General features: G+C 39.5%; 23 protein-coding genes, 1 tRNA gene and 1 other annotated feature. Of the genes, 1 reads left to right on the top strand and 23 read right to left on the bottom strand.

What is annotated here, in order from left to right; translation table 11 throughout:
- Positions 1-13 precede the first annotated feature (13 nt).
- Positions 14-242: a binding site (T-box leader), on the bottom strand.
- A gap of 93 nt (positions 243-335) precedes the next feature.
- From ACTVAI_RS05990 to ACTVAI_RS05910, 17 genes are all read right to left on the bottom strand, one after another.
- Positions 336-725 carry a ribonuclease HI family protein gene (locus ACTVAI_RS05990; RefSeq protein WP_443486158.1) on the bottom strand — a complete coding sequence of 130 codons (390 nt, stop codon included), beginning with the start codon at positions 723-725 and terminating at the stop codon, positions 336-338.
- Positions 718-966, bottom strand: coding sequence for a cold-shock protein (locus ACTVAI_RS05985; RefSeq protein WP_443486157.1), 249 nt, complete (start codon positions 964-966; stop codon positions 718-720). Before ACTVAI_RS05985 ends, ACTVAI_RS05990 begins: the two co-directional genes overlap by 8 nt.
- A gap of 67 nt (positions 967-1,033) precedes the next feature.
- Positions 1,034-1,960, bottom strand: coding sequence for a hypothetical protein (locus ACTVAI_RS05980; RefSeq protein WP_443486156.1), 927 nt, complete (start codon positions 1,958-1,960; stop codon positions 1,034-1,036).
- A gap of 78 nt (positions 1,961-2,038) precedes the next feature.
- Positions 2,039-2,827 (bottom strand): acetyl-CoA carboxylase carboxyl transferase subunit alpha, encoded by a 789-nt coding sequence (gene accA, locus ACTVAI_RS05975; RefSeq protein WP_443486155.1) that lies wholly within the window; start codon positions 2,825-2,827, stop codon positions 2,039-2,041.
- Positions 2,820-3,695, bottom strand: coding sequence for an acetyl-CoA carboxylase, carboxyltransferase subunit beta (gene accD / locus ACTVAI_RS05970; protein ID WP_443486154.1), 876 nt, complete (start codon positions 3,693-3,695; stop codon positions 2,820-2,822). Before accD ends, accA begins: the two co-directional genes overlap by 8 nt.
- Positions 3,696-3,720: 25 nt before the next feature.
- A complete protein-coding gene (locus tag ACTVAI_RS05965; RefSeq protein ID WP_443473095.1) occupies positions 3,721-5,079 on the bottom strand; it encodes an acetyl-CoA carboxylase biotin carboxylase subunit in 1,359 nt (452 codons plus the stop codon).
- A 3-nt stretch (positions 5,080-5,082) separates the two neighbouring features.
- On the bottom strand, positions 5,083-5,514 hold the full coding sequence (gene fabZ / locus ACTVAI_RS05960; protein WP_443486153.1) for a 3-hydroxyacyl-ACP dehydratase FabZ: 432 nt from the start codon (positions 5,512-5,514) through the stop codon (positions 5,083-5,085).
- Positions 5,515-5,529: 15 nt separating this feature from the next.
- A complete protein-coding gene (gene accB, locus ACTVAI_RS05955) occupies positions 5,530-5,985 on the bottom strand; it encodes an acetyl-CoA carboxylase biotin carboxyl carrier protein (protein WP_443486152.1) in 456 nt (151 codons plus the stop codon).
- A complete protein-coding gene (gene fabF, locus ACTVAI_RS05950) occupies positions 5,985-7,226 on the bottom strand; it encodes a beta-ketoacyl-ACP synthase II (protein ID WP_443486151.1) in 1,242 nt (413 codons plus the stop codon). The genes accB and fabF overlap by 1 nt, the downstream gene beginning before the upstream one ends.
- 11 nt (positions 7,227-7,237) lie before the next feature.
- Positions 7,238-7,969 (bottom strand): 3-oxoacyl-[acyl-carrier-protein] reductase, encoded by a 732-nt coding sequence (fabG, locus tag ACTVAI_RS05945; protein WP_443486150.1) that lies wholly within the window; start codon positions 7,967-7,969, stop codon positions 7,238-7,240.
- Between the two features lie 23 nt (positions 7,970-7,992).
- Entirely contained in the window at positions 7,993-8,922 is a 930-nt protein-coding gene (fabD, locus tag ACTVAI_RS05940; RefSeq protein WP_443486149.1) for an ACP S-malonyltransferase, read from the bottom strand.
- Between the two features lie 18 nt (positions 8,923-8,940).
- Positions 8,941-9,900 carry an enoyl-[acyl-carrier-protein] reductase FabK gene (gene fabK / locus ACTVAI_RS05935; RefSeq protein ID WP_443473089.1) on the bottom strand — a complete coding sequence of 320 codons (960 nt, stop codon included), beginning with the start codon at positions 9,898-9,900 and terminating at the stop codon, positions 8,941-8,943.
- Positions 9,901-9,926: 26 nt separating this feature from the next.
- Complete coding sequence (locus ACTVAI_RS05930; protein ID WP_443473088.1) at positions 9,927-10,151, bottom strand: acyl carrier protein; 225 nt, start codon at positions 10,149-10,151, stop codon at positions 9,927-9,929.
- Positions 10,152-10,177: 26 nt separating this feature from the next.
- A complete protein-coding gene (locus ACTVAI_RS05925) occupies positions 10,178-11,152 on the bottom strand; it encodes a beta-ketoacyl-ACP synthase III (RefSeq protein ID WP_443486148.1) in 975 nt (324 codons plus the stop codon).
- 4 nt (positions 11,153-11,156) lie between these two features.
- Positions 11,157-11,618: a MarR family winged helix-turn-helix transcriptional regulator gene (locus ACTVAI_RS05920; protein WP_443473086.1), complete on the bottom strand. Its 462-nt coding sequence runs from the start codon at positions 11,616-11,618 to the stop codon at positions 11,157-11,159.
- 246 nt (positions 11,619-11,864) lie between these two features.
- On the bottom strand, positions 11,865-12,371 hold the full coding sequence (locus tag ACTVAI_RS05915; protein WP_443473085.1) for a dihydrofolate reductase family protein: 507 nt from the start codon (positions 12,369-12,371) through the stop codon (positions 11,865-11,867).
- Positions 12,372-12,636: 265 nt separating this feature from the next.
- A tRNA-Arg gene (locus tag ACTVAI_RS05910) sits at positions 12,637-12,710 on the bottom strand.
- 298 nt (positions 12,711-13,008) lie between these two features.
- Here ACTVAI_RS05910 and ACTVAI_RS05905 point away from each other — a divergent pair.
- Positions 13,009-13,347 (top strand): DUF2187 domain-containing protein, encoded by a 339-nt coding sequence (locus ACTVAI_RS05905; protein WP_443473084.1) that lies wholly within the window; start codon positions 13,009-13,011, stop codon positions 13,345-13,347.
- A 50-nt stretch (positions 13,348-13,397) separates the two neighbouring features.
- On the opposite strand, the gene ACTVAI_RS05900 is transcribed toward ACTVAI_RS05905, so the two are convergent.
- From ACTVAI_RS05900 to ACTVAI_RS05875, 6 genes are read right to left on the bottom strand one after another with little or no spacing between them, the layout of a single operon-like run.
- Complete coding sequence (locus ACTVAI_RS05900; RefSeq protein WP_443486147.1) at positions 13,398-14,651, bottom strand: methionine gamma-lyase family protein; 1,254 nt, start codon at positions 14,649-14,651, stop codon at positions 13,398-13,400.
- Positions 14,644-15,861: a GTPase HflX gene (gene hflX, locus ACTVAI_RS05895; protein ID WP_443486146.1), complete on the bottom strand. Its 1,218-nt coding sequence runs from the start codon at positions 15,859-15,861 to the stop codon at positions 14,644-14,646. The genes ACTVAI_RS05900 and hflX overlap by 8 nt, the downstream gene beginning before the upstream one ends.
- Complete coding sequence (miaA, locus tag ACTVAI_RS05890) at positions 15,861-16,835, bottom strand: tRNA (adenosine(37)-N6)-dimethylallyltransferase MiaA (protein ID WP_443486145.1); 975 nt, start codon at positions 16,833-16,835, stop codon at positions 15,861-15,863. Before miaA ends, hflX begins: the two co-directional genes overlap by 1 nt.
- Complete coding sequence (locus ACTVAI_RS05885; protein ID WP_443486144.1) at positions 16,828-17,565, bottom strand: glycerophosphodiester phosphodiesterase; 738 nt, start codon at positions 17,563-17,565, stop codon at positions 16,828-16,830. Before ACTVAI_RS05885 ends, miaA begins: the two co-directional genes overlap by 8 nt.
- Positions 17,566-17,578: 13 nt before the next feature.
- Positions 17,579-19,261 (bottom strand): DNA repair protein RecN, encoded by a 1,683-nt coding sequence (gene recN / locus ACTVAI_RS05880; RefSeq protein WP_443486143.1) that lies wholly within the window; start codon positions 19,259-19,261, stop codon positions 17,579-17,581.
- 18 nt (positions 19,262-19,279) lie between these two features.
- Complete coding sequence (locus ACTVAI_RS05875) at positions 19,280-20,119, bottom strand: TlyA family RNA methyltransferase (RefSeq protein ID WP_443486142.1); 840 nt, start codon at positions 20,117-20,119, stop codon at positions 19,280-19,282.
- Positions 20,120-20,122 lie beyond the last annotated feature (3 nt).

The following is a 20,122-nucleotide window of genomic DNA, read 5'->3' as shown; positions in this document are numbered from 1 at the left end:
TCCCTCGCTAATCGCAAGAGACGGGTTCATATATAGGTTGAATCCGCGGTACCACTCTAGTTGACATGCTCATGGCATATCCACCTCATTGTATTAACGCATGATCTGCGGAAGAAGCTACTTAGGTTCACCTCTTCATCGATAAAGTGCGTTTCAATTGGTTTTTTATTGACAGGCTTCCACTCTACCCTGACTCGCTGAAATAAAACAATCCAATTTACTCTCTCTATCATTGATTTTTTCAATATTAGAATGTAACAATGAAATTATTATATTAGACTATGGTTAGGATGTCAACACCTTTTTAATCTTCCTCTAACAATTCGAGCAAGAAGCTATTTAAGCGCATTTCGTGCCAGTCTATCGGCCCCCTTATTTTCCTTTTCGGGTACCCATTTCAAGTAAAATTGGGGAAATTGTTTTAAAGTACGAAGAATTTCACTAAGGTGTCGAACATGACTCTCTTTTCGACTATATTTCTTTTCTATTGCGTCCACCAACATTTTGCTGTCTGAATGACAGAAAATAACCTCATTTTGTTTTTTTTTACTTAATAAGTAATCTAACGCATACTGGAGTGCAATCAACTCCGCTTCGTGATTATCAAAGTATGTCTCCAACTTCTCGCTTAATTGCACCTGTTTACCTGATTCAATTATGACAATGCCGATCCCAGATATTTTCTTTTTGGGATTTGCAGCTCCATCAATATACATTCTAATCATAATTCGTGGAATCTTCCTCTAATTCTGGCCTTTCATCCTCATTAACATATACATCAGTCGCTTGAGAACCGCGTGCTCCTTCAGCTACTTTGAAGGTTACGAGTTGCCCCTCACTAAGTGTTTTAAAGCCTTCATGATTAATGCCGGTAAAATGGACGAAGACATCTTCCTGAGTGTCCAACCTCTCGATAAAACCATAGCCTTTTTCGTTACTAAACCATTTAACGATTCCGTTAGTCATGAGAGATCCTCCTTCGTTTTGAAAACCACAAAGCCACCATATATTTTATTATAGTCTGTAAACGCTTTTACGTCAATAAATCTAGACCTTTTTCAGCCCTCTCCACGTAATCACTCACTCTGGAATTTTTTACCGGAAAGCGGACAGCGGTAAACCAGGCATCCGGATTTCCGAAAATTTCTGTTTCAAAGGGATAATAATACAGAACATGTAAGAAGAAATTTTCCTGAAGGCGTTGTTTTTCCATCTCATCTTTAAAAATCTGATTCTCAATGTAATAAATACCTTCTAAATAAAATGAAGATTCATTGGGTTGCTTAAGCTGTGCCAGCTTTACTGATTGTTTCACTCCTTCTTTATACAATTCGATTGAACCTGTCATTCCCCTATCTACTAAGAGTGATAGAACTTCTGTTTTAATAAGGGGGTGGACGGATTGATTCCGCAATAATTCATTCGTGGCTATCAAAATATCTTGGTCTGATAACACTTGAATGGATTTAACGAAATTCATCTGGAGATAATAAGGTTTATTTATTATTGATTTGCTTTCCGTTAGAACCTTATCGATTCCTTCTTCCTTTTGCTGCAATTGCTTGGTTTCAACTTGATTAAGATACTGCTCTAATATGTTTTGTATATGCGCGTAATCTGGGTTATTTTTAAGGTTTGCCCATCGTTGATTAATTTGTTTTTTTGCTTCAGATAGTCTTCCACTTTCTATTAATAAAGTAATAAAAATCAAATCATTTTTTTCAACCCGAATAGATTCATATAAATAGGCTTTGTGTTGTTTGATCAGCTCTAAACTTTCCTCCAGACGGTTTAAATCTTTTAATAACGTTAAACAGACATTAAATAATTCCTCATCCATCTGGATGGTTAGTGCTTTTTGAATATAGGTAACGGTTTGCTCCAGATTTCCATTTACCATTTCGTTCATTGCTTTTTGGAAATAAGCTTCAAAGTTATTAGGGAACGGAAAAGAATCCATACACACACTCCTTTCAAGTATCAATCAAAGCATAACAAAAAAAGCTTACCAATCGCAATGAATTGGTAAACTTTATTTTTAGAACTGTCGGAAACGCTCTTGACGCTGTTGGATAACATACTCTGCATCCCAGGTCATCATTTCCTTCAATCCTTGTTCTATCTCTTCACGCAAACGATTCATTAATTCGACTTTGGTTAATTTAACTTTACGTCTTGTCTCCGAAATAACTTTGTCAACAACGGTTAATTCCAACAAATCGTCTGGCGTTAATTTCATGATTTCTGCTGCTTCTTTTGATCGTGATGCGTCTTTCCATAAGATTGACGCAAAACCTTCTGGCGAAAGCACTGAATACATCGTATTCTCCATCATCCATACTTTATTTCCCATTCCCAATGCCAAAGCGCCGCCGCTTCCACCTTCACCAATAAAAATGGATAAGATAGGAACGCTTAACTGTGACATCACTAATAGACTTTCTGCTATCGCTTCTCCAATACCTCTGTCTTCAGAATCGATATCACAATATGCTCCAGAAGTATTGATAAAAGTGATAACCGGACGATTGAAGCGCTCAGCTTGTTTCATCAAACGGATTGATTTACGGTAACCTTCAGGATTAGGAGAACCAAAATTGCGATGGATATTTTCCTTTAAATCCCGGCCTTTTTGAGTGCCGATAACCGTTACGGGCATACCGTTTAGAGTAGCGATACCACCGATAATAGCAGAATCATCCCCATATTTACGATCACCATGGAGTTCAAAAAAATCGGTGAAAATACCTTCTGCTAGTTCTTGGGTAGTTAAACGCTCCATACTCCGTGCGTTTTCTACAATTTCATTAGCATCTCGTTTACTCATGCATAACCCTCACTTTCTGCGGGCAATGCAACTCTAATAAAAATCCCAGCTTATCGCGTAACTGTTTTCTTGGGATAATATGATCAATAAAACCTTTTTTAAGTAGATGTTCTGCAGTTTGAAAACCTTCAGGAACAGTCGCTTTGATTGTCTGCTCAATAACCCGCTTGCCAGCAAAACCTATTGTAGCTCCTGGTTCTGCAAGAATAATATCTCCTTGCATCGCAAAACTGGCAGTAACTCCACCGGTAGTTGGATCAGTTAAAACAGTGAAGTACGGTAAACCTGCTTTTTGCAAGTTCGATACCGCCACACTAACTTTTGCCATTTGCATAAGGGACATGATCCCTTCTTGCATTCTAGCACCACCAGAAGCTGTAAATATAATAAGAGGCAGTTGTAATGCAATAGCTTGTTCAATCGCTCGCGTCAGTTTTTCACCTACAACCGTCCCCATACTGCCCATAAAAAAGGTTGAATCCATAACACATAGGACTGTGTCATTGCCTTTAATCTTGGCTTTCCCTACTATAACAGCTTCTTTAGTGCCAGTACTTTCTTTTGTTTTTGCTAATTTATCATCGTAACCCGGAAAGTTCAATGGATTTACAGTTGGCATCTCTTGGTACCATTCTTCAAAAGAATTTTCATCAACTATCAAGTCAATACGTTCCGAAGCAGGGATACGAAAATTGTAATGACAATGCGGGCACATTTTATCTGCCCCTAAATCTTTACTATAAATCGTCTTACTGCAATTCGGACATTTTTTCCAAAGGCCTTCCGGGACAATTGGTTTTTGGTTTGCTTCTTCTTGGGTTGAGGAAGGTCCCAAAGGTATATATGGACGTTTACGAAATAGTTTCATTTCCTCACCTCTTACCTTCTATTATTTATGGTTGCCAATTTGGTAAAAACGTAGTTTGTAGATAATCCGTATCAAAATTGCCATACACGAAGTTATCATCACTTAAGATAGCTTGCTGGAATTCACGGTTTGTGTCCACACCCTCGATGACGAGTTCATGAAGAGCACGTTTCATTTTGGCAATAGCTTCTTCACGATTTTCACCTTTGGTAATGATTTTCGCAACCATAGAGTCATAAAATGGAGGGATTGTATATCCGCCATACATGGCACTCTCAACACGTAATCCATTTCCACCACTTGGTAAATACAAATATTCTACTGTACCGGATGAAGGACGGAAACCTAATGCAGGATTTTCAGCATTAATGCGACATTCGATGGTATGACCAGTAATTTGAACATCTTCTTGCTTAATACTAAGTGGCAGTCTACTAGCGATTCTTAATTGCTCTTTTACGATATCGATTCCTGTAGCCATTTCAGTTACAGGGTGTTCCACCTGAATACGTGTATTCATTTCCATAAAGTAAAAATTCTCGTCTGTATCTACCAAAAATTCAATGGTACCGGCATTGCGATAATCAACATATTTAGCTGCGCGGACGGCAGTCTCTCCCATTTCCGCTCGGGTTTTTTCCGAAATATAAGTGGAAGGAGATTCTTCCAATACTTTTTGATGGTTTCTTTGTAAAGAACAGTCCCGTTCGCCTAAATGAATGACGTTACCGAACTCATCTGCCAGTATTTGTACTTCAATATGCCGTGCTGGGCTGATTATTTTTTCAAGATACATACGGTCATCACCAAAAGCCGCTTTTGCTTCAGCTTTCGCTTGGCTGAAAAGGGTTGCCAATTCAGATGCCTGAGAAATTTTCCGCATGCCTTTTCCACCACCACCAGCGGCAGCTTTTAAGATAACCGGATAGCCTAGTTCATTAGCTTTTATTTCTGCCTCTTCAACGGTTTTAATATAACCTTTACTTCCAGGAATGACTGGAACTTTTGCTTCCATCATGGCATTGCGCGCATTAGACTTATTACCCATCAAGTCGATAGTCTCAGCTTTTGGACCAATAAAAACAATATTCATTTCCTCGCACATAGTTGCGAAGATACTGTTTTCTGATAAAAAGCCAAATCCTGGATGAATAGCTTGTGCGCCGGTAACGACAGCTGCACTTAAAATACTTGTCATATCAAGGTATGACTCGGACGCCCGTGCAGGACCAATACAAATTGCTTCAGTAGCCAGTTGTGTATGCAAAGCCTCACGATCTGCTTCAGAATAGACAGCAACCGTCTGGATTCCCATTTCATGGCATGCCCGTATAATTCGAACGGCAATTTCACCGCGATTTGCTATCAAAACTTTTTTCAGCATCGTTTATCTCCCAATAATAAATGTCATTTCTGCTTCCGCAACTTTTTTATCGCCTACAAATGCTTGTCCATAGCCAATTCCAGCATAGGATTTCAATTTAACAATATCGACTTGAAGGCGTAGTACATCTCCAGGAACAACTTTTTTACGGAACTTAATTTTATTTAAACCACCTAGGTAAGCAGTTTGACCTTGGAACTGTTCCAATTTCAACAAAGGAATGGATCCAGCTTGTGCCAAAGATTCAATAATTAGAACGCCTGGCATTACAGGCTCCCCTGGGAAATGGCCTTGGAAGAATGGTTCATTGATCGTTACATTTTTAATTGCAACTACTTTTTCTCCTGGGATTAATTCTTCTACTTTATCAATGAAGAAAATCGGGTAACGGTTAGGAATAAGATCCATTACTTCTTGTGAATTTAATACGCTCATGTTATTAGCTCCTTTTTAGATAACGCGAAATAGCGGTTGGTTGTATTCAACAACTTGGCCGTTTTCAACTAGAATTTCCGCAATTTTTCCTTGGTATTCTGAATTAATTTCATTCATGATTTTCATAGCTTCAACCAAGCAAAGTACTTGGCCTTCTTCAATTGTATCCCCAACAGCCACATAGGGGGCTGATTCTGGGTTCGCTTGTAGGTAAACGACCCCTACGATTGGAGAGCTGACGATTTTACCTTCTGCTGCTTCCACGATGTGGCTAGCCTCTGTTTGAATAGTTGGAGTAGATGTTACGACTTGTTCTTCAGTCGGGCGCTCTGTTTTTGCAACAGTGGTAGCCATTACTTGGTTCTCATTCTTGGATAAACGCAAGAAAACACCATCTTTGGAGTATTCCATTTCTTTTAATGAGGAAGCATCAATTAAAGAAATAAGTTCTTTGATATTCTCGTAATTCACTAAGCTTCCTCCCACTTTTTAAAGCATAGGACCGCATTGTGGCCACCAAAACCTAGTGAATTGTTCAATGTATAGCGAACTTCTTGTTCACGTCCTACATTAGCAATATAATCAAGGTCGCATGCTTCATCTTTTTCTTTTAATCCGATTGTTGGTGGAACGAAATCATTCATTAAGGCTTTAACACATGCAATCGATTCGATACCACCTGCGGCACCTAATAAATGACCTGTCATACTCTTAGAACTTGAAATAGCTACTTTATGTGCCAATTCTTCGCCTAATGCATATTTAATTGCTTTTGTTTCAGAAGAATCATTTGCAGGCGTACTTGTTCCATGTGCATTGATATAATCAATCTCTGATGGTTCAACACCTGCTTCGCGCATGGCCATTTTCATTGCTTCCCCTGCACCACTACCATCAACGCTTGGAGCCGTCATATGGTAAGCATCAGAATTTGAACCATAACCAACGACTTCTGCCAAAATATTAGCGCCGCGTTTTTGCGCGTGCTCAAGACTCTCGAGTAACAAGACTCCTGCACCTTCGCCCATAACAAAACCATTACGTTCTTTGTCAAAGGGAATGGATGCACGATCTGGGTCAGTACTTTGAGATAATGCTGTTAGGGCAGCGAATCCAGCAATACCAATTTCACAAATAGTACCTTCTGAACCTCCGGCAATAATAGCATCGGAATAACCGTGTTTAATATTACGATAAGCTTCACCAATAGAATTGGTTGCAGAAGCACATGCTGTTACGATGTCAAGAGAAATTCCTTTAGCACCGACTTTAATAGAAGTATTACCAGCAGCCATATTTCCTATCGTCATGGGTACGAACATTGGTGGCACACGTTTTGGCCCTTTATTATGCATCTTGATGATGCCAGATTCCATTTCGTTTAATCCACCAATACCAGAACCGATAATAACGCCAAAGCGCGTTGCATCAATTTTGTCAACTTCAAGACCAGCATCTTCAACAGCTTGAACAGAAGCTGCAACTGCATATTGGGAATATAGATCCATTCGTTTATATTCTTTGCGATCCATAAATAATGATGGATCAAAATCTTTAACCTCTGCAGCGACAGTAATTCCTGTTTCAGAGGCATCAAATTTAGTAATTGGGGCAATTCCGTTCTTGCCGTTCTTTAATCCATCCCAGAATGCTTCAACTGTATTTCCAAGAGGCGTGATTGCACCCATACCTGTAATAACTACACGATTCATTTGTCTCCTCCTTACATGTACATACCGCCATTAACGCGGATTGTTTGTCCAGTGATATATTCACTCTTGCTTAAAAACACTGCTGTTTCAGCAATATCTTTTGATTTCCCGAATTTTTTCAACGGGATTTGTCCTAACATTGCTTCTTGAACTTTATCAGATAAAGCAGCGGTCATATCAGTCTCAATAAAACCAGGTGTAATAGCATTACAAGTTACACCGCGCATGGCAGCTTCACGTGCAACTGACTTAGTCAAACCGATAAGTCCAGCCTTGCTTGCTGCGTAATTTGCTTGCCCAGCATTTCCTGTTTCACCGACAACACTGGATATATTAATGATAGATCCTGCCCTTTGTTTCAACATTAGTGGCAAAGCATGGCGGATAGTATTGAAACTACCTTTTAAGTTAACCTCATAGGTCACATCAAAATCTTCCTCATCCATCCGCATAACTAACTTGTCACGATTGATTCCGGCGTTATTGATCAAAACATCCACGGAGCCAAATCTTTCTTTTGTTTGGTCGATTAAATGTTTTGCAGAATTAAAATCACTTACATCACCAAGAATCGCTTCAACTTCCACACCATAAGATTGCAACTTTTCCAACATTTCTTCTGGAATAGCTTTTCTGGCGTTTAAAACAATGTTAGCACCTTGTTTTGCAAATTCTTCAGCTATTGCTTCGCCAATTCCACGGGAACTGCCTGTTACCACAACGGTTTTACCTTTTAATTCCAATTGTGCTCCTCATTTCTCCTGGGTTATTCAGCATTAATAGCTGTTTTTGTTTCTTCGAAAGATTTCAAATCTTCAACATTTAATACTTTTACGGTTTTGTCGATTTTCTTGATAAACTTGCTGAGGGTTTTTCCTGGCCCTACCTCGATAAAGGTATCAGCACCCATCGCAATCATCTCTTTAACGCAATCTTCCCATTTAACCGCTGACTTAACTTGTCTTTCTAACAGTGAACCTATCTCTTCTTGATGCATTACTTTAGCTTCAGTATTGCCCACTAGAGGAATAGTAGGTTCATTAAATGTCATTTTCGCTAGTTCTACCTTCAGCTTTTCAGCTGCAGGAGCCAACAGTTCAGTGTGAAACGGTCCGCTCACTTGTAAAGGAATAATTCGGCGAACGCCTTGTTCTTCCAGTAATGCCACTGCTTTATCAACACCCACCGCTTCGCCACCTATAACGATTTGTGTAGGCATATTGTAATTAGCTGGTGCCACGTATGCTGTTTTTGAAGCTTCTTCACATGCCGCTTCAATCACACTACGCTCAGCATTCATAACCGCTGCCATTTTTCCTGTTCCAGCTGGAGCTGCCTCGCTCATGAACTTACCACGCTTAGCAACTAACGAAATACCCTCATTAAAAGAAAAAGCATTGGCTTTCACCAGTGCTGTATATTCTCCGAGGCTTAATCCAGCAACGATAGATGGCTGGATACCAATTGATGCTAGTAGTTGATCAATTGCGTAACTAACAGTTAGGATAGCTGGCTGGGTATATTCAGTTAAATGTAATTTCTCATTTTCTTCAAAACATAATGCCGCTACATCGTATCCAAGAACTTTTGAAGCTTCATCAAAAACGTTTCTTACAATCTCAAACGAATCATAGAGCTCCTTACCCATTCCTGTATACTGGGCTCCTTGACCACTATATACAAATGCCAAAGACATCGATTTCACCTCTGTTTATCAAACAGACCATAATGCGGCTTGTTTCCGAATGGTATCTTCACAAACAGTCATATAGTCTGTGATAATTTCTTTACATGATTCTTCTTTTTTGATCATCCCGGCTATCTGTCCAGCCATCATGGATCCGTAATCTTTGTCGCCTTCAACAACTGCTCGACGCAAAGCACCGGCACCCTTTTTTGCTAAACGTTCTAAATCGGGATTCTCTTTACTTGTTTCTTCTTTTTCAATTTGCATGTATTCTCGCGTTAATTTATTCCGTAAAACTCGAACAGGATGACCTGTGATTTGTCCCGTTACAACGGTATCAATATCTTTAGCTTTAAGAATTGAATTTTTGAAGTTTGGGTGGGCATTGGATTCATGAGCCACAACAAAACGTGTACCAACCTGAATACCAACTGCGCCTAGCATAAAGGCAGCTGCCATCCCTCTGCCATCTCCAATTCCTCCGGCTGCGATTACAGGAATATTAACAGCATCAACCACTTGGGGAAGGAGCGCCATCGTCGTTGCTTTACCAATATGACCGCCTGCTTCCATACCCTCTACGATGACTGCATCTGCACCATCTTTTTCCATTCTGCGGGCAAGGGCTACAGAAGCGACTACTGGAATAACTTTGATTCCAGCAGCCTTAAACTTCTCCATGTATCTCCCTGGACTACCTGCACCGGTTGTTACGACCTTAACACCAGAAGCACAAACCGCATCGACAACATCGTCAACATTTTGATTAAGCAACATAATATTGACGCCGAATGGCTTATCCGTTTTTGCTTTTATATCAGCGATTTTATGATTTACTATGTCGACTGTATCATGCCCAGTCCCAATTAAACCGAGACCTCCTGCGTTAGAAACAGCGCTCGCTAAATCAGCATCCGCAACCCATGCCATGGCTCCTTGAATAATTGGATATTCAATTCCCAGCATTTCACATAAAACAGATTTCATACAAGTGCCCACTTTCTTTTTTCGAATTAAGCTAATTGAGTATCTACGTATTTAACAAGATCTTCTACTGTGTTGATGCCTTCGTCGCTTTCGATTTTGATGTCGAATTCATCTTCAATGTCGTTGATGATTTGGAATAAATCTAAGCTATCTGCATCTAAATCTTCACGGAAGTTTGTTGTCAATGTTACTTCTGCTTCATCTTTGTCTAATTGGTCCACGATAATTGCTTGAATTTTTTCGAATGTCATAATAAATTCCTCCAAAGTTTTGTTTTTTATAGTTTTATTATTAGCGAACCCCATGTGAGGCCGCCACCAAACCCGGTTAAGAGAATGTTATCTCCTGGTTGGATTTGTTTTGATGCTATCATTTGGTCCAGCAAGATTGGAATACTTCCTGCTGAGGTGTTTCCTGTTTCAGAAATGTTCAACCCAAATTTTTCGAAAGGTATCTTGGTCTTTTTACTGATTGCTTCTAACAGCCTTTTATTTGCTTGGTGAGCAACCACCCATGAGATATCTTCTTTATTTAATTTGCCTTTTTCGATGACATGATTGATTGTGGTCGGTACACTTCTTATTGCAAAATCAAAGATTCCCCGTCCATCCATTTCCAAATAATATGATTGTTCCTCATTATTCGGAATAAAAGGATTTTGAGTATTTTTTTGATCAGCAACAAGTGCCATGTGACGCGTCCCATCGGAGTGCAAATCTTCTGCAATGAATGAGTCTTCTTCCGAATCCATTGCTTCCAATAAAACACCACCCGCACCATCACCGAATAAAACAGCTGTTGAACGGTCTTGCCAGTTAATGACCTTGGACATGGTTTCTGCCCCTAGCACAAGTCCTTTTTTATAGTTACCACTTTTCATAAGATGACTAGCAGTGGAAAGTGCGTATATAAATCCCGAGCAAGCTGCACTCACATCAAAGCAAAATGCTTTTGCTGCACCAATTTTATCCTGCACTACGCAAGCTGTTGAAGGGGTCAAGGAATCCGGTGTCATCGTTGCAAGGATAATGAAATCCAACTCTTCTGCAGAAATGCCCCGTTTAGCCAAGATTCTCTTTGCAGCTTCACTTGCTAAATCAGAAGTATTTTCACCGGTTGATATGTGACGACTTTTAATTCCGGTTCGCTTCTGAATCCACTCATCACTTGTATCCATAAACTGAGCTAAATCATCATTTGAAACAGTGAATGCTGGTAAATAGTGACCTGTAGTGGTTATTTTAATTCCCATTGCCTCAATCCCGTTTATCGATATTTTCAACCAGTTCAAATAAGAAACTGTGAAGATTTTTCAAACCCTTTAGCAATACTTCTACCTCTTCATCTTCCATACCCACAATCGTTCTTTTAACCATTTCGCGATGAAACTTATCATGAAGTCGGTAGACAAGTTTTCCTTTTTTTGACAATCCTAGTCTGATAACACGCCGATCGTCTTCTCTCCTTAGACGGACTACATATCCTTTATTTACCAGTGTTCGAATCGCAACCGATAATGTTCCAGCTGTAATATTCAATTTTTTGGCAACTTCAGAAGACGTATGTTCTGCATAAAGACCGATAGCTTCGATAGTGTGCATCTCGCTGATAGATATGTCAGAAAAATTACTTACTTGCAATGCCTCCTCTTCAATATCCAGTACTTCGTTAAAAATGGAAACCAAATAATGATTGATTTGGTCTATGGAATGACTCAAAGAAAGGCCTCCCCTTAATAAAAGTATTTTTAATTAGTTCGATAACCAAATAGTTTGATACTCAAACCATTTGACTTACAAACTATAAATAAAATTCTGAAACTTGTCAAGAATATTTGTAAAATCCATCCAAGCTTTACTTTTTTTTAATATTTAACCCCGCGAATACGTGGTTTTAGAATATTGTTTTTTATAGGTTCCGCGCTGAATAGACAAAAAACCGTTGAGAAATTTCACCCAACGGTTTTAATCTTTATTCCTGTAAATATGTTGTACTACTCCCGATTTATAAACATTCGTCTCAACCAATTTCAATTCCACTCGATTTTTAATTGCCACAAAAAGGGGCTTCCCGGCTCCCAAAATGACAGGATGAATGGATAAGCGATATTCGTCTATTAAACCTTCATTGACAAATGCAGTTATTAATTCTGAACCTCCATATAACCAAATCCCTTTTCCTGGACGTGCCTTAATCTCAGCCATTTTTTCACTTATAGCTCCACTTAAGTACTCCGCTCCATGGCGTGTACGTGAAAAAACTAATATCTCTTTTTTAGCCAATGATGTGTCATCCAGCTCACGATACACATCATAACTTTTTCGACCCATAATAACGGTTTCGATTTGATTCAAATATTCACCAAATGCCATTTCGTCATCCAAAATACACCAATCTATTTCACCGTTTTGTCCTTCGATAAAACCATCGAGTGTGACCGCTAAATCCAGACTTATCTTTCTATTGCTCATTTCCCCATCTCCCATAAAGATACTTTTTTGGGTTCTTGGTTATCTGGTGTTGGCGAAGGAAATGCCCTTCGGCCTGTGTGTTTGCTTGTGTACTGCCGTGGGACCTCCCTGAGCCTGTAGTCTCCCTACCGTCCATCGGGATTTCCGAGAAGAATAGCTATCAACACCACAAATAATAGAACCCTTTTTTGACGACATGAAGAACTTACTGAATAGAGTATAACAAAAAAGGTCCACCCAATAAATGGATGGACCTTTCTTAAGACGTCTCAGGAGGGATTCGAACCCCCGACCGTTCGCTTAGAAGGCGAATGCTCTATCCTGCTGAGCTACTGAGACATTATTTTTAAACCAGAACATTGATTATTGTACGATATATTTCGAGAAGAGTCAATACTATTTTCAAAATAAATAAAAGAAAAATGACATGCCGTTTTTTGCCAGTGGAAAGCATTTATGTTTTCTTTTGAGATGCGACATAAGAAAAAAATTATCATTAGGTACCCAGTTCTTTCACCTGAATTTTGTAAAGACAGTTTGGCCAGAAAGCTTGTGAATCTCATTCAGGAGAAAAGTATGCTATAATAGATACAAATAGCAGGTTTTGGTTCTTGCTGATAAAGTGAGGAGACATCAAATGACGAAAAAGATTTCTAAAGAAACAAAGACTATGATTGAAACTCAGTTACGAAAAGGTACAAGTAATTCAAGAATTGCAAATTTGTTAGGTGTATCGTACGAAGAAGCTTTAGAAGTAGTTGATAGAATTAAGGAATCCATTCGCCCTGATGTTGGTGATGAAATACGGTTTACTTTCCGTGAGCATAAAATGGTCGGAACAATTCAAAAACTACTAACTAATAGTGCGGTCGTTGAAATAAACTGGGATCAATCCTCAGAAATTATGCGCGATATCTGTGAAGATAAAACGATTGTAAACTTCAAAGATATTGATGAATTTATGAATATCGGTTAATAAAATACAAAATAAAAGAACCTTCCAAAAGTGGAAGGTTCTTTTTTGTATTATAGTTTGGCGACGAAAACTTCTTCTACCGCTTGGGTTACTGCCAATTTGACATGTTCAAATGTCAGCCCACCTTGAATATACAATAAATAAGGGGGACGAATAGGTCCGTCTGCTGATAATTCGATACTTGCACCTTGAATGAACGTCCCTGCCGCCATAATGACTTGATCTTCATATCCCGGCATCGGTGCAGGTATGGGCGTAACATTTGAATCAACGGGAGAATATTTCTGTATCACTTGAGCAAATTGAATCATTGGCTCTTTAGCTGGTAAAGCAACCATTTGGATGAGGTCAGTGCGTGGATCATCCCATTTAGGTGTCGATTCCACTCCGAATTTTTCGAGCATTGCAGCAGTATAAACTGCCCCTTTAACCGCCTCACCAACAACGTGAGGAGCCAAAAATAGCCCTTGGTACATTTCCAATAAGCTATATAATGAAGCACCCGCTTCACGCCCTATTCCTGGCGTTGTAAGGCGATAAGCACACTTCTCGATTAAGTCCTCATTACCCACTAGATAACCGCCCATTTTGACAATTCCACCGCCAGGATTCTTAATAAGTGAACCTGCTATCAAATCCGCCCCAACTTCCAAAGGTTCCCGCGTTTCCACGAATTCACCATAGCAATTATCAACGAAGAAAATAGCATTTGGAACATGAGGTTTAATTGTTGAAATTATATTTTCAATCTCATCAATGGTAAAAGACGGTCGATTGGCATAACCACGAGAACGCTGAATACCAATTATTTTAGTTTTATCAGAAACGCGATCGAGAACAGCATTAAAGTCAACGCTGCCATCTTCCAATAAATCGATGTGTTGGTAACCGATATTAAATTCTTTTAAGGAGCCAATGCCATTTCCTGTGACGCCCACAATATCCAAGAGGGTGTCGTAAGGCTGACCTGTCACATACATCAATTCATCACCTGGTCGTAATACCCCTAATAAGGCAGTCGAAATAGCATGTGTCCCTGAAATGATTTGTGGCCGAACAATGGCGGCTTCTCCTTTAAATATATCCGCGTACAATTCTTCCAATGTGTCGCGCCCCATGTCATCGTATCCATAACCCGTACTAGGATTGAAATGATAATCGCTGACATTACATTTTCGGAAACCATCCAAAACTTTTTTTTGATTTTTAAGGGCTATTTTTTGAATCCGGTTAAAAATCGGTTGAATTTGCAAGTCTACTTTTTCTACTATTTCATCAATAAGACTAATTTCAGTACTACTCATTTAAACGTTTGTCTCCTAACCATTTTGAATTAGCTTTCGCATAACCTGTAACTACATATTCATTTGTTTCTTCATTCAAATCGATTGATTCAACGAATGTTTCTTGCTGAATTTGATTCAGCTTTGATCCGCCATCCAATAAAGAGACTGTTTTTGTATAGGGAACAAGTAATTTTTTAACTTCTTCCCATAAAAAACTTTTCAGGCGGTCAATATCTTCTGCATCCAATGCTGATATGACAATATTTGGTTGCAGATGCGGTATGAAGTCTGGATGCATAGCATCCTTTTTGTTGTAGACAGTAATCACCGGAATTTCTTCCATATCAAGATCCCGGATTAGGCCCATTACTGTTTCTTCCTGCTGCTCTACAAACTCTTGTGAGCAATCGACCACATGCAACAACAAGTCAACACTCTTACTTTCCTCTAGCGTGGACCTAAACGCATGAACCAACTGTGTTGGCAGATTTTGGACAAACCCTACCGTATCTGTAAGTGTAGCCTGAAATTGATTGGGAAATGTCATTTTGCGTGTTAATGGGTCCAAGGTCGCAAATAGCAAGTTTTCCTCAAAAGTATCGGCGTCAGTTAAACGATTCAGCAAAGTTGATTTTCCTGCATTCGTGTATCCTATTAAACCAATTTGGAAAACATGGCCTTCTTTTCTTTTTTCACGTGACCGTTTACGGTGCTCCTCTGTTTCTGCGAGACTTTTCTTGATTTCGGTTATTTGACGATTGATATGACGACGGTCGGTCTCTAATTGCGTTTCACCAGGTCCTCTCGTGCCTATACCACCACCAAGACGGGACATATTAATCCCTTGCCCGGTTAAACGAGGTAACAAATAATTCAATTGCGCAAGGGAAACTTGTAACTTCCCTTCTTTACTTTTTGCCCGCATGGCAAAAATATCCAGTATTAATTGGATGCGGTCGATAACTTTACAGTCAATTACATCCTGGATATTACGCATATGTCTAGGAGAAAGCTCCTGTTCGAAGATGACCGTTGACGGTTGTAATTCTTCTACCAGGTGGCTTAGCTCCTCCATCTTTCCTTTACCAATGACAGTTTTTGAATCGATGCTGTCCTTTTTTTGAGTTAAAACAGCCACAACTTCCCCTTGAGCCGTTTCAGTCAATCTTCTTAATTCTTCTAATTCATACTCAAATAAATCATCACTTTGTCTTGTTTGAACACTCACTAAAATAACTTTTTCTCTTTCGTTTGCTGTTTCGATGGTGTTTCCTCCTTTCTAAATGCTTCAGTTAGTTGCTGTACTTCTTTTAAATAGCTTTGGTCGGTCACGTCGAACCAGTGAACGTTTTTCATCCGATTTCGAAACCAAGTAAGCTGACGTTTGGCGTAACGACGGGAATTTTGTTTAACACTTGCTATTGCTTCTTCAAAAGTAATCCTGCCATCCAGATATGGGAACCATTCTTTATAGCCGATTCCTTTATGAGCTTGATTCATTTCTTTATCAGACAACTCATGTAATAAACGGGCCTCATCGAGCACCCCGGCTTCAACCATCATATCCACGCGCCTATTAATACGGTCATACAATACTTCCCGGTCACAATTTAAAGCAATTAATAGCGCATCAAATTTTGGTTCCTGAGAAATATCTTCCTGTTCAGAAAATAAAATCCCACTTACGTGGATGGCTTCCAACGCCCGGATAACCCGCCTTGAATTATTAGGATGAATATTTTCAGCTGCTGCGGGGTCAACTTCGTTTAATTTCTCCCATAATGCTTGAGCACCAGAGTCTTTTAAATATTCCTCCAGCATTCCGCGGTACACTGGATTTTCACCAGCATTTCCAAAATGCATGTCATTTAACAATCCCTGTATATATAACCCAGATCCACCTACAATAATCGGGAGCTTGCCTTTTTCCAGGATATGCTGGATAGCTTCCTCAGCTGCTTTTTTAAAGTCGCTCGCATTATAGGGTTCGTGGATATCAACGATATCTATTAAATGATGGGGAATACCCGCCATTTCTTCTTTTGTTATTTTCGCCGTACCAATATCCAGTTGGCGGTATACCTGCAAGGAATCTCCATTAACGATTTCACCATTGAATTGTTTAGCCAGTGAAATACTCAGGGCTGTCTTGCCAACGGCAGTTGGTCCCATGATTACAATAATTTTTGGTTTATTACTCACCTTGAATTTGTTTCCTCACTTTCATTGCCCTACCCGGATAATCGGTGATAATCATATCCACATTTTTGCTTAAGCAGTAACCTAAATCAAATAGGCTGTTCACTGTCCATAGACGCAAGGGCAGATTATCGGTATTGGAACGAATCATCCGGTTTACTAGCGTAAAACGACCATGCCAGGATTGAACAGGAATACCATTTGACAAGCTCTTGGTTTCCAAACCTTGCTTACCGAACAGAATGCCAAATTCTGCCCGGGGATTAATCGCTAAAAGCCTTTCTAATGTATCGTAATTAAAGCTGGAATAGATAATCTTGTATGCCGGTTGAATAGTCTCTACCATATTTAATACAATACGCTCTATGTCTTGATAATCAATCTGATCAGTCTTTAATTCTATATTCAATATTCCGTCAAAATGCTCATGTTTCAAAAAAAGTAATACTTCTTCAAGCGTGGGGATTTGTTCATCCGCGAATTTTTTCTTGAACCAGCTGCCCGCATCCAATTTTTTCAATTCTTCGACCGTGAATGATTGGACTAAGCCCTTCCCATTTGTCGTCCGATCAACAAATTCATCATGTATGACAACGGGGACTTTATCTTTGGAAAGATGGACATCCAACTCGATACCATCACACCCAGTTTCCAAGGCTTGTTTAAATGAAATCAAAGTGTTTTCAGGTGCCGTTCCCTTACTGCCGCGATGCCCCAAAATATGTGTCCGCATAATCACGCTCTCCTCACTTTTCCTTCTTTGCTAAATTCAGCAATTCTTCAGCGTGAGCAATAGACAAATTTGTAATCTCGGTCCCCGCTAACATTCTGGCGATTTCAGTCGTTCGTTTTTCGCCGGAAATTTTTTCAACATGCGTATATGTCCGTTCGTTGCTCACTTCTTTTTCAATGAAAAAGTGGTGGTCACTTATGGCTGCTACTTGGGCTAAATGTGTAATACAAAGAACTTGCGAGTGCTTGGACACAGCATGGATTTTATTAGCGATAGCTTGAGCAACTCTTCCGCTAACACCTGTATCCACCTCATCGAAAATAATGCTGGTAATACCTTGTGTTTGCGTGAAAATAGTTTTCATAGCTAACATCATACGGGACATTTCTCCCCCACTGGCTATTTTTGCCAATGGTTTTGGCGGTTCACCAACATTTGGCGCAATATAGAATTCCAGGGCATGGAGACCATGCGGTCGGATGTTTTGTTGGGAGTCAAATACAACTTGGAAAGTTGCTTTTTCCATATAGAGTGCTTTTAGCTGGTTTTGCACTTCCAGCTCTAATTTACGGGCTATCTCTCGACGCTTTTCGGTTAATAACTGACCCGTCTCAACTAGTTGTGTATGCGCCGTATCAAAGCGTTTCTGTAACTTTTCCAGATAACTTTCCTTATTTGAGATCATATCCAGTTCCACTTGTATGGATTCATAATATGATTTTATCTCAGTAATTGATTCGCCATATTTACGTCGCAATTGCTTCAATGTTTCCAGCCGCAGTTCAATCTCATTAAGACGACCTTCGTCATAACTCATTTCATCGATTTCATTACGGGTCGTGGTCGCAACATCCTGGAGTTGAAAATAAGCCTCAGATACACTGGTAGCCAATTCTTGGTAACTTTGTCCAAATGTTTCTATCCGTTGGATCGCTTCTAGACCTAATCCCACTTGATCGATAGCATTACCCTCTTCGCCTTGAAGGACTGCATATAAAGTAGTCAACCCCTGCAAAATTCTCTGGTAATTCGCCAATAATGTACGTTCTTCTAACAAGGTTGTTTCTTCATTATCATCTTGTAAATTTGCTTGTTCAATTTCATTTATCTGAAAGGTCAAAAGATCGATTCTTTGAATATTTTGTTGTTCATCCACCATTAAATTTGAACGTTCACTTTGGATTTGCTGGAATTCCCTGTACAAATTGTCATAATCATTCACTAGCTTTTGAAGTGATGGGTCTCCAAACTGATCCAGTAAATACAAATGTTTCTGCGGATTCATTAATTCTTGATGTTCATTTTGCCCATGTATATCAATGAGATAACCGGCAATTTCTCGTAAAACAGCAACAGTGACAATGGTCCCATTTACACGCGTAACATTTTTTCCGCTAACGCTGAGTTCTCGTTGGAGAATGACTTGGTCGGGGTCAGGGGTTATACCATATTCTTCCATCAAGCGAGCAAGTATGGGTGTTGAGGGCATTTCAAATAAGCCTTGCACAACTGTCTTATTCTCCCCATGACGTATTAAATCTGAACTTGCTCTTCCACCTGCCAATAAACCAACAGCATCAATAATAATGGATTTACCGGCACCCGTCTCACCTGTAAGTACGGTCATTCCACCATCAAAACTAATTGTTAGGTTATCGATAATTGCGAAATTTTTTATTGCTAGTTCTTGCAACATGTCAATTCTCCTTACGTATCAGTGAAGCCGAATGGTTTTATTTTTTAGTTGCTCATGCGCATCCTCGATAACAGCGTCTATAGAAACTTCTCCAGAGGTCGTCCCCAGAGCACTATCTTCTGTCGCTACTAAATGAGCCAAGAACTCTATATTCCCTGTTCCTCCGGTAATAGGAGAAAAATCCAGGCCCGCTACATCAAAGCCTGTCAAATTTGCAAATGCAAGTATTTCTTCCAGTACTTGTTTATGTACGCTTGGATCAGAAACAATCCCTTTTTTTCCGACTTTTTCTTTTCCAGCTTCAAATTGCGGTTTAATCAAAGCTACAGCTGAACCACCGGGTTTTAAAATTGTCTTTAAGACTGGAAGAATCAGTTTTAATGAAATGAAAGATACGTCCATACAGGCAAAGCCAGGTTGCCCTTCTTTAAAATCTTCCAGTTTACTATAGCGGAAATTAGTTTGTTCCATTGTTGTGACACGTTCATCATTTCTGATTTTCCAATCGAGTTGGTTTGTTCCTACATCAAGTGCATAACAATGAGAAGCGCCATTTTGTAGCGCTACATCAGTAAAACCGCCTGTAGACGAGCCGATATCCAATACGATGATTCCCTCTAGCGAGATATCAAAAACATCAAGTGCTTTTTCTAGTTTCAATCCCCCACGACTCACATACTTTAACGTTTCCCCTTTGATGTGTAATCGGGTAACGACTGGTACCTTTTCACCGGGTTTATCATAACGTAAATTGTTTTGGTCATAAATTTGGCCGGCCATAATCATTCGCTTAGCTTTTTCGCGTGAATCAGTAAGCCCTTGTTGCACTACTAATAAATCAATCCGTTCTTTTTCCATCTT

The sequence above is a fragment of the Jeotgalibaca sp. A127 genome (assembly GCF_052266745.1).
Taxonomy (GTDB): Bacteria; Bacillota; Bacilli; order Lactobacillales; family Aerococcaceae; genus Jeotgalibaca.
Note: the sequence above shows the minus strand (reverse complement) of the source record. Positions and strands in the feature narration are given on the sequence as shown.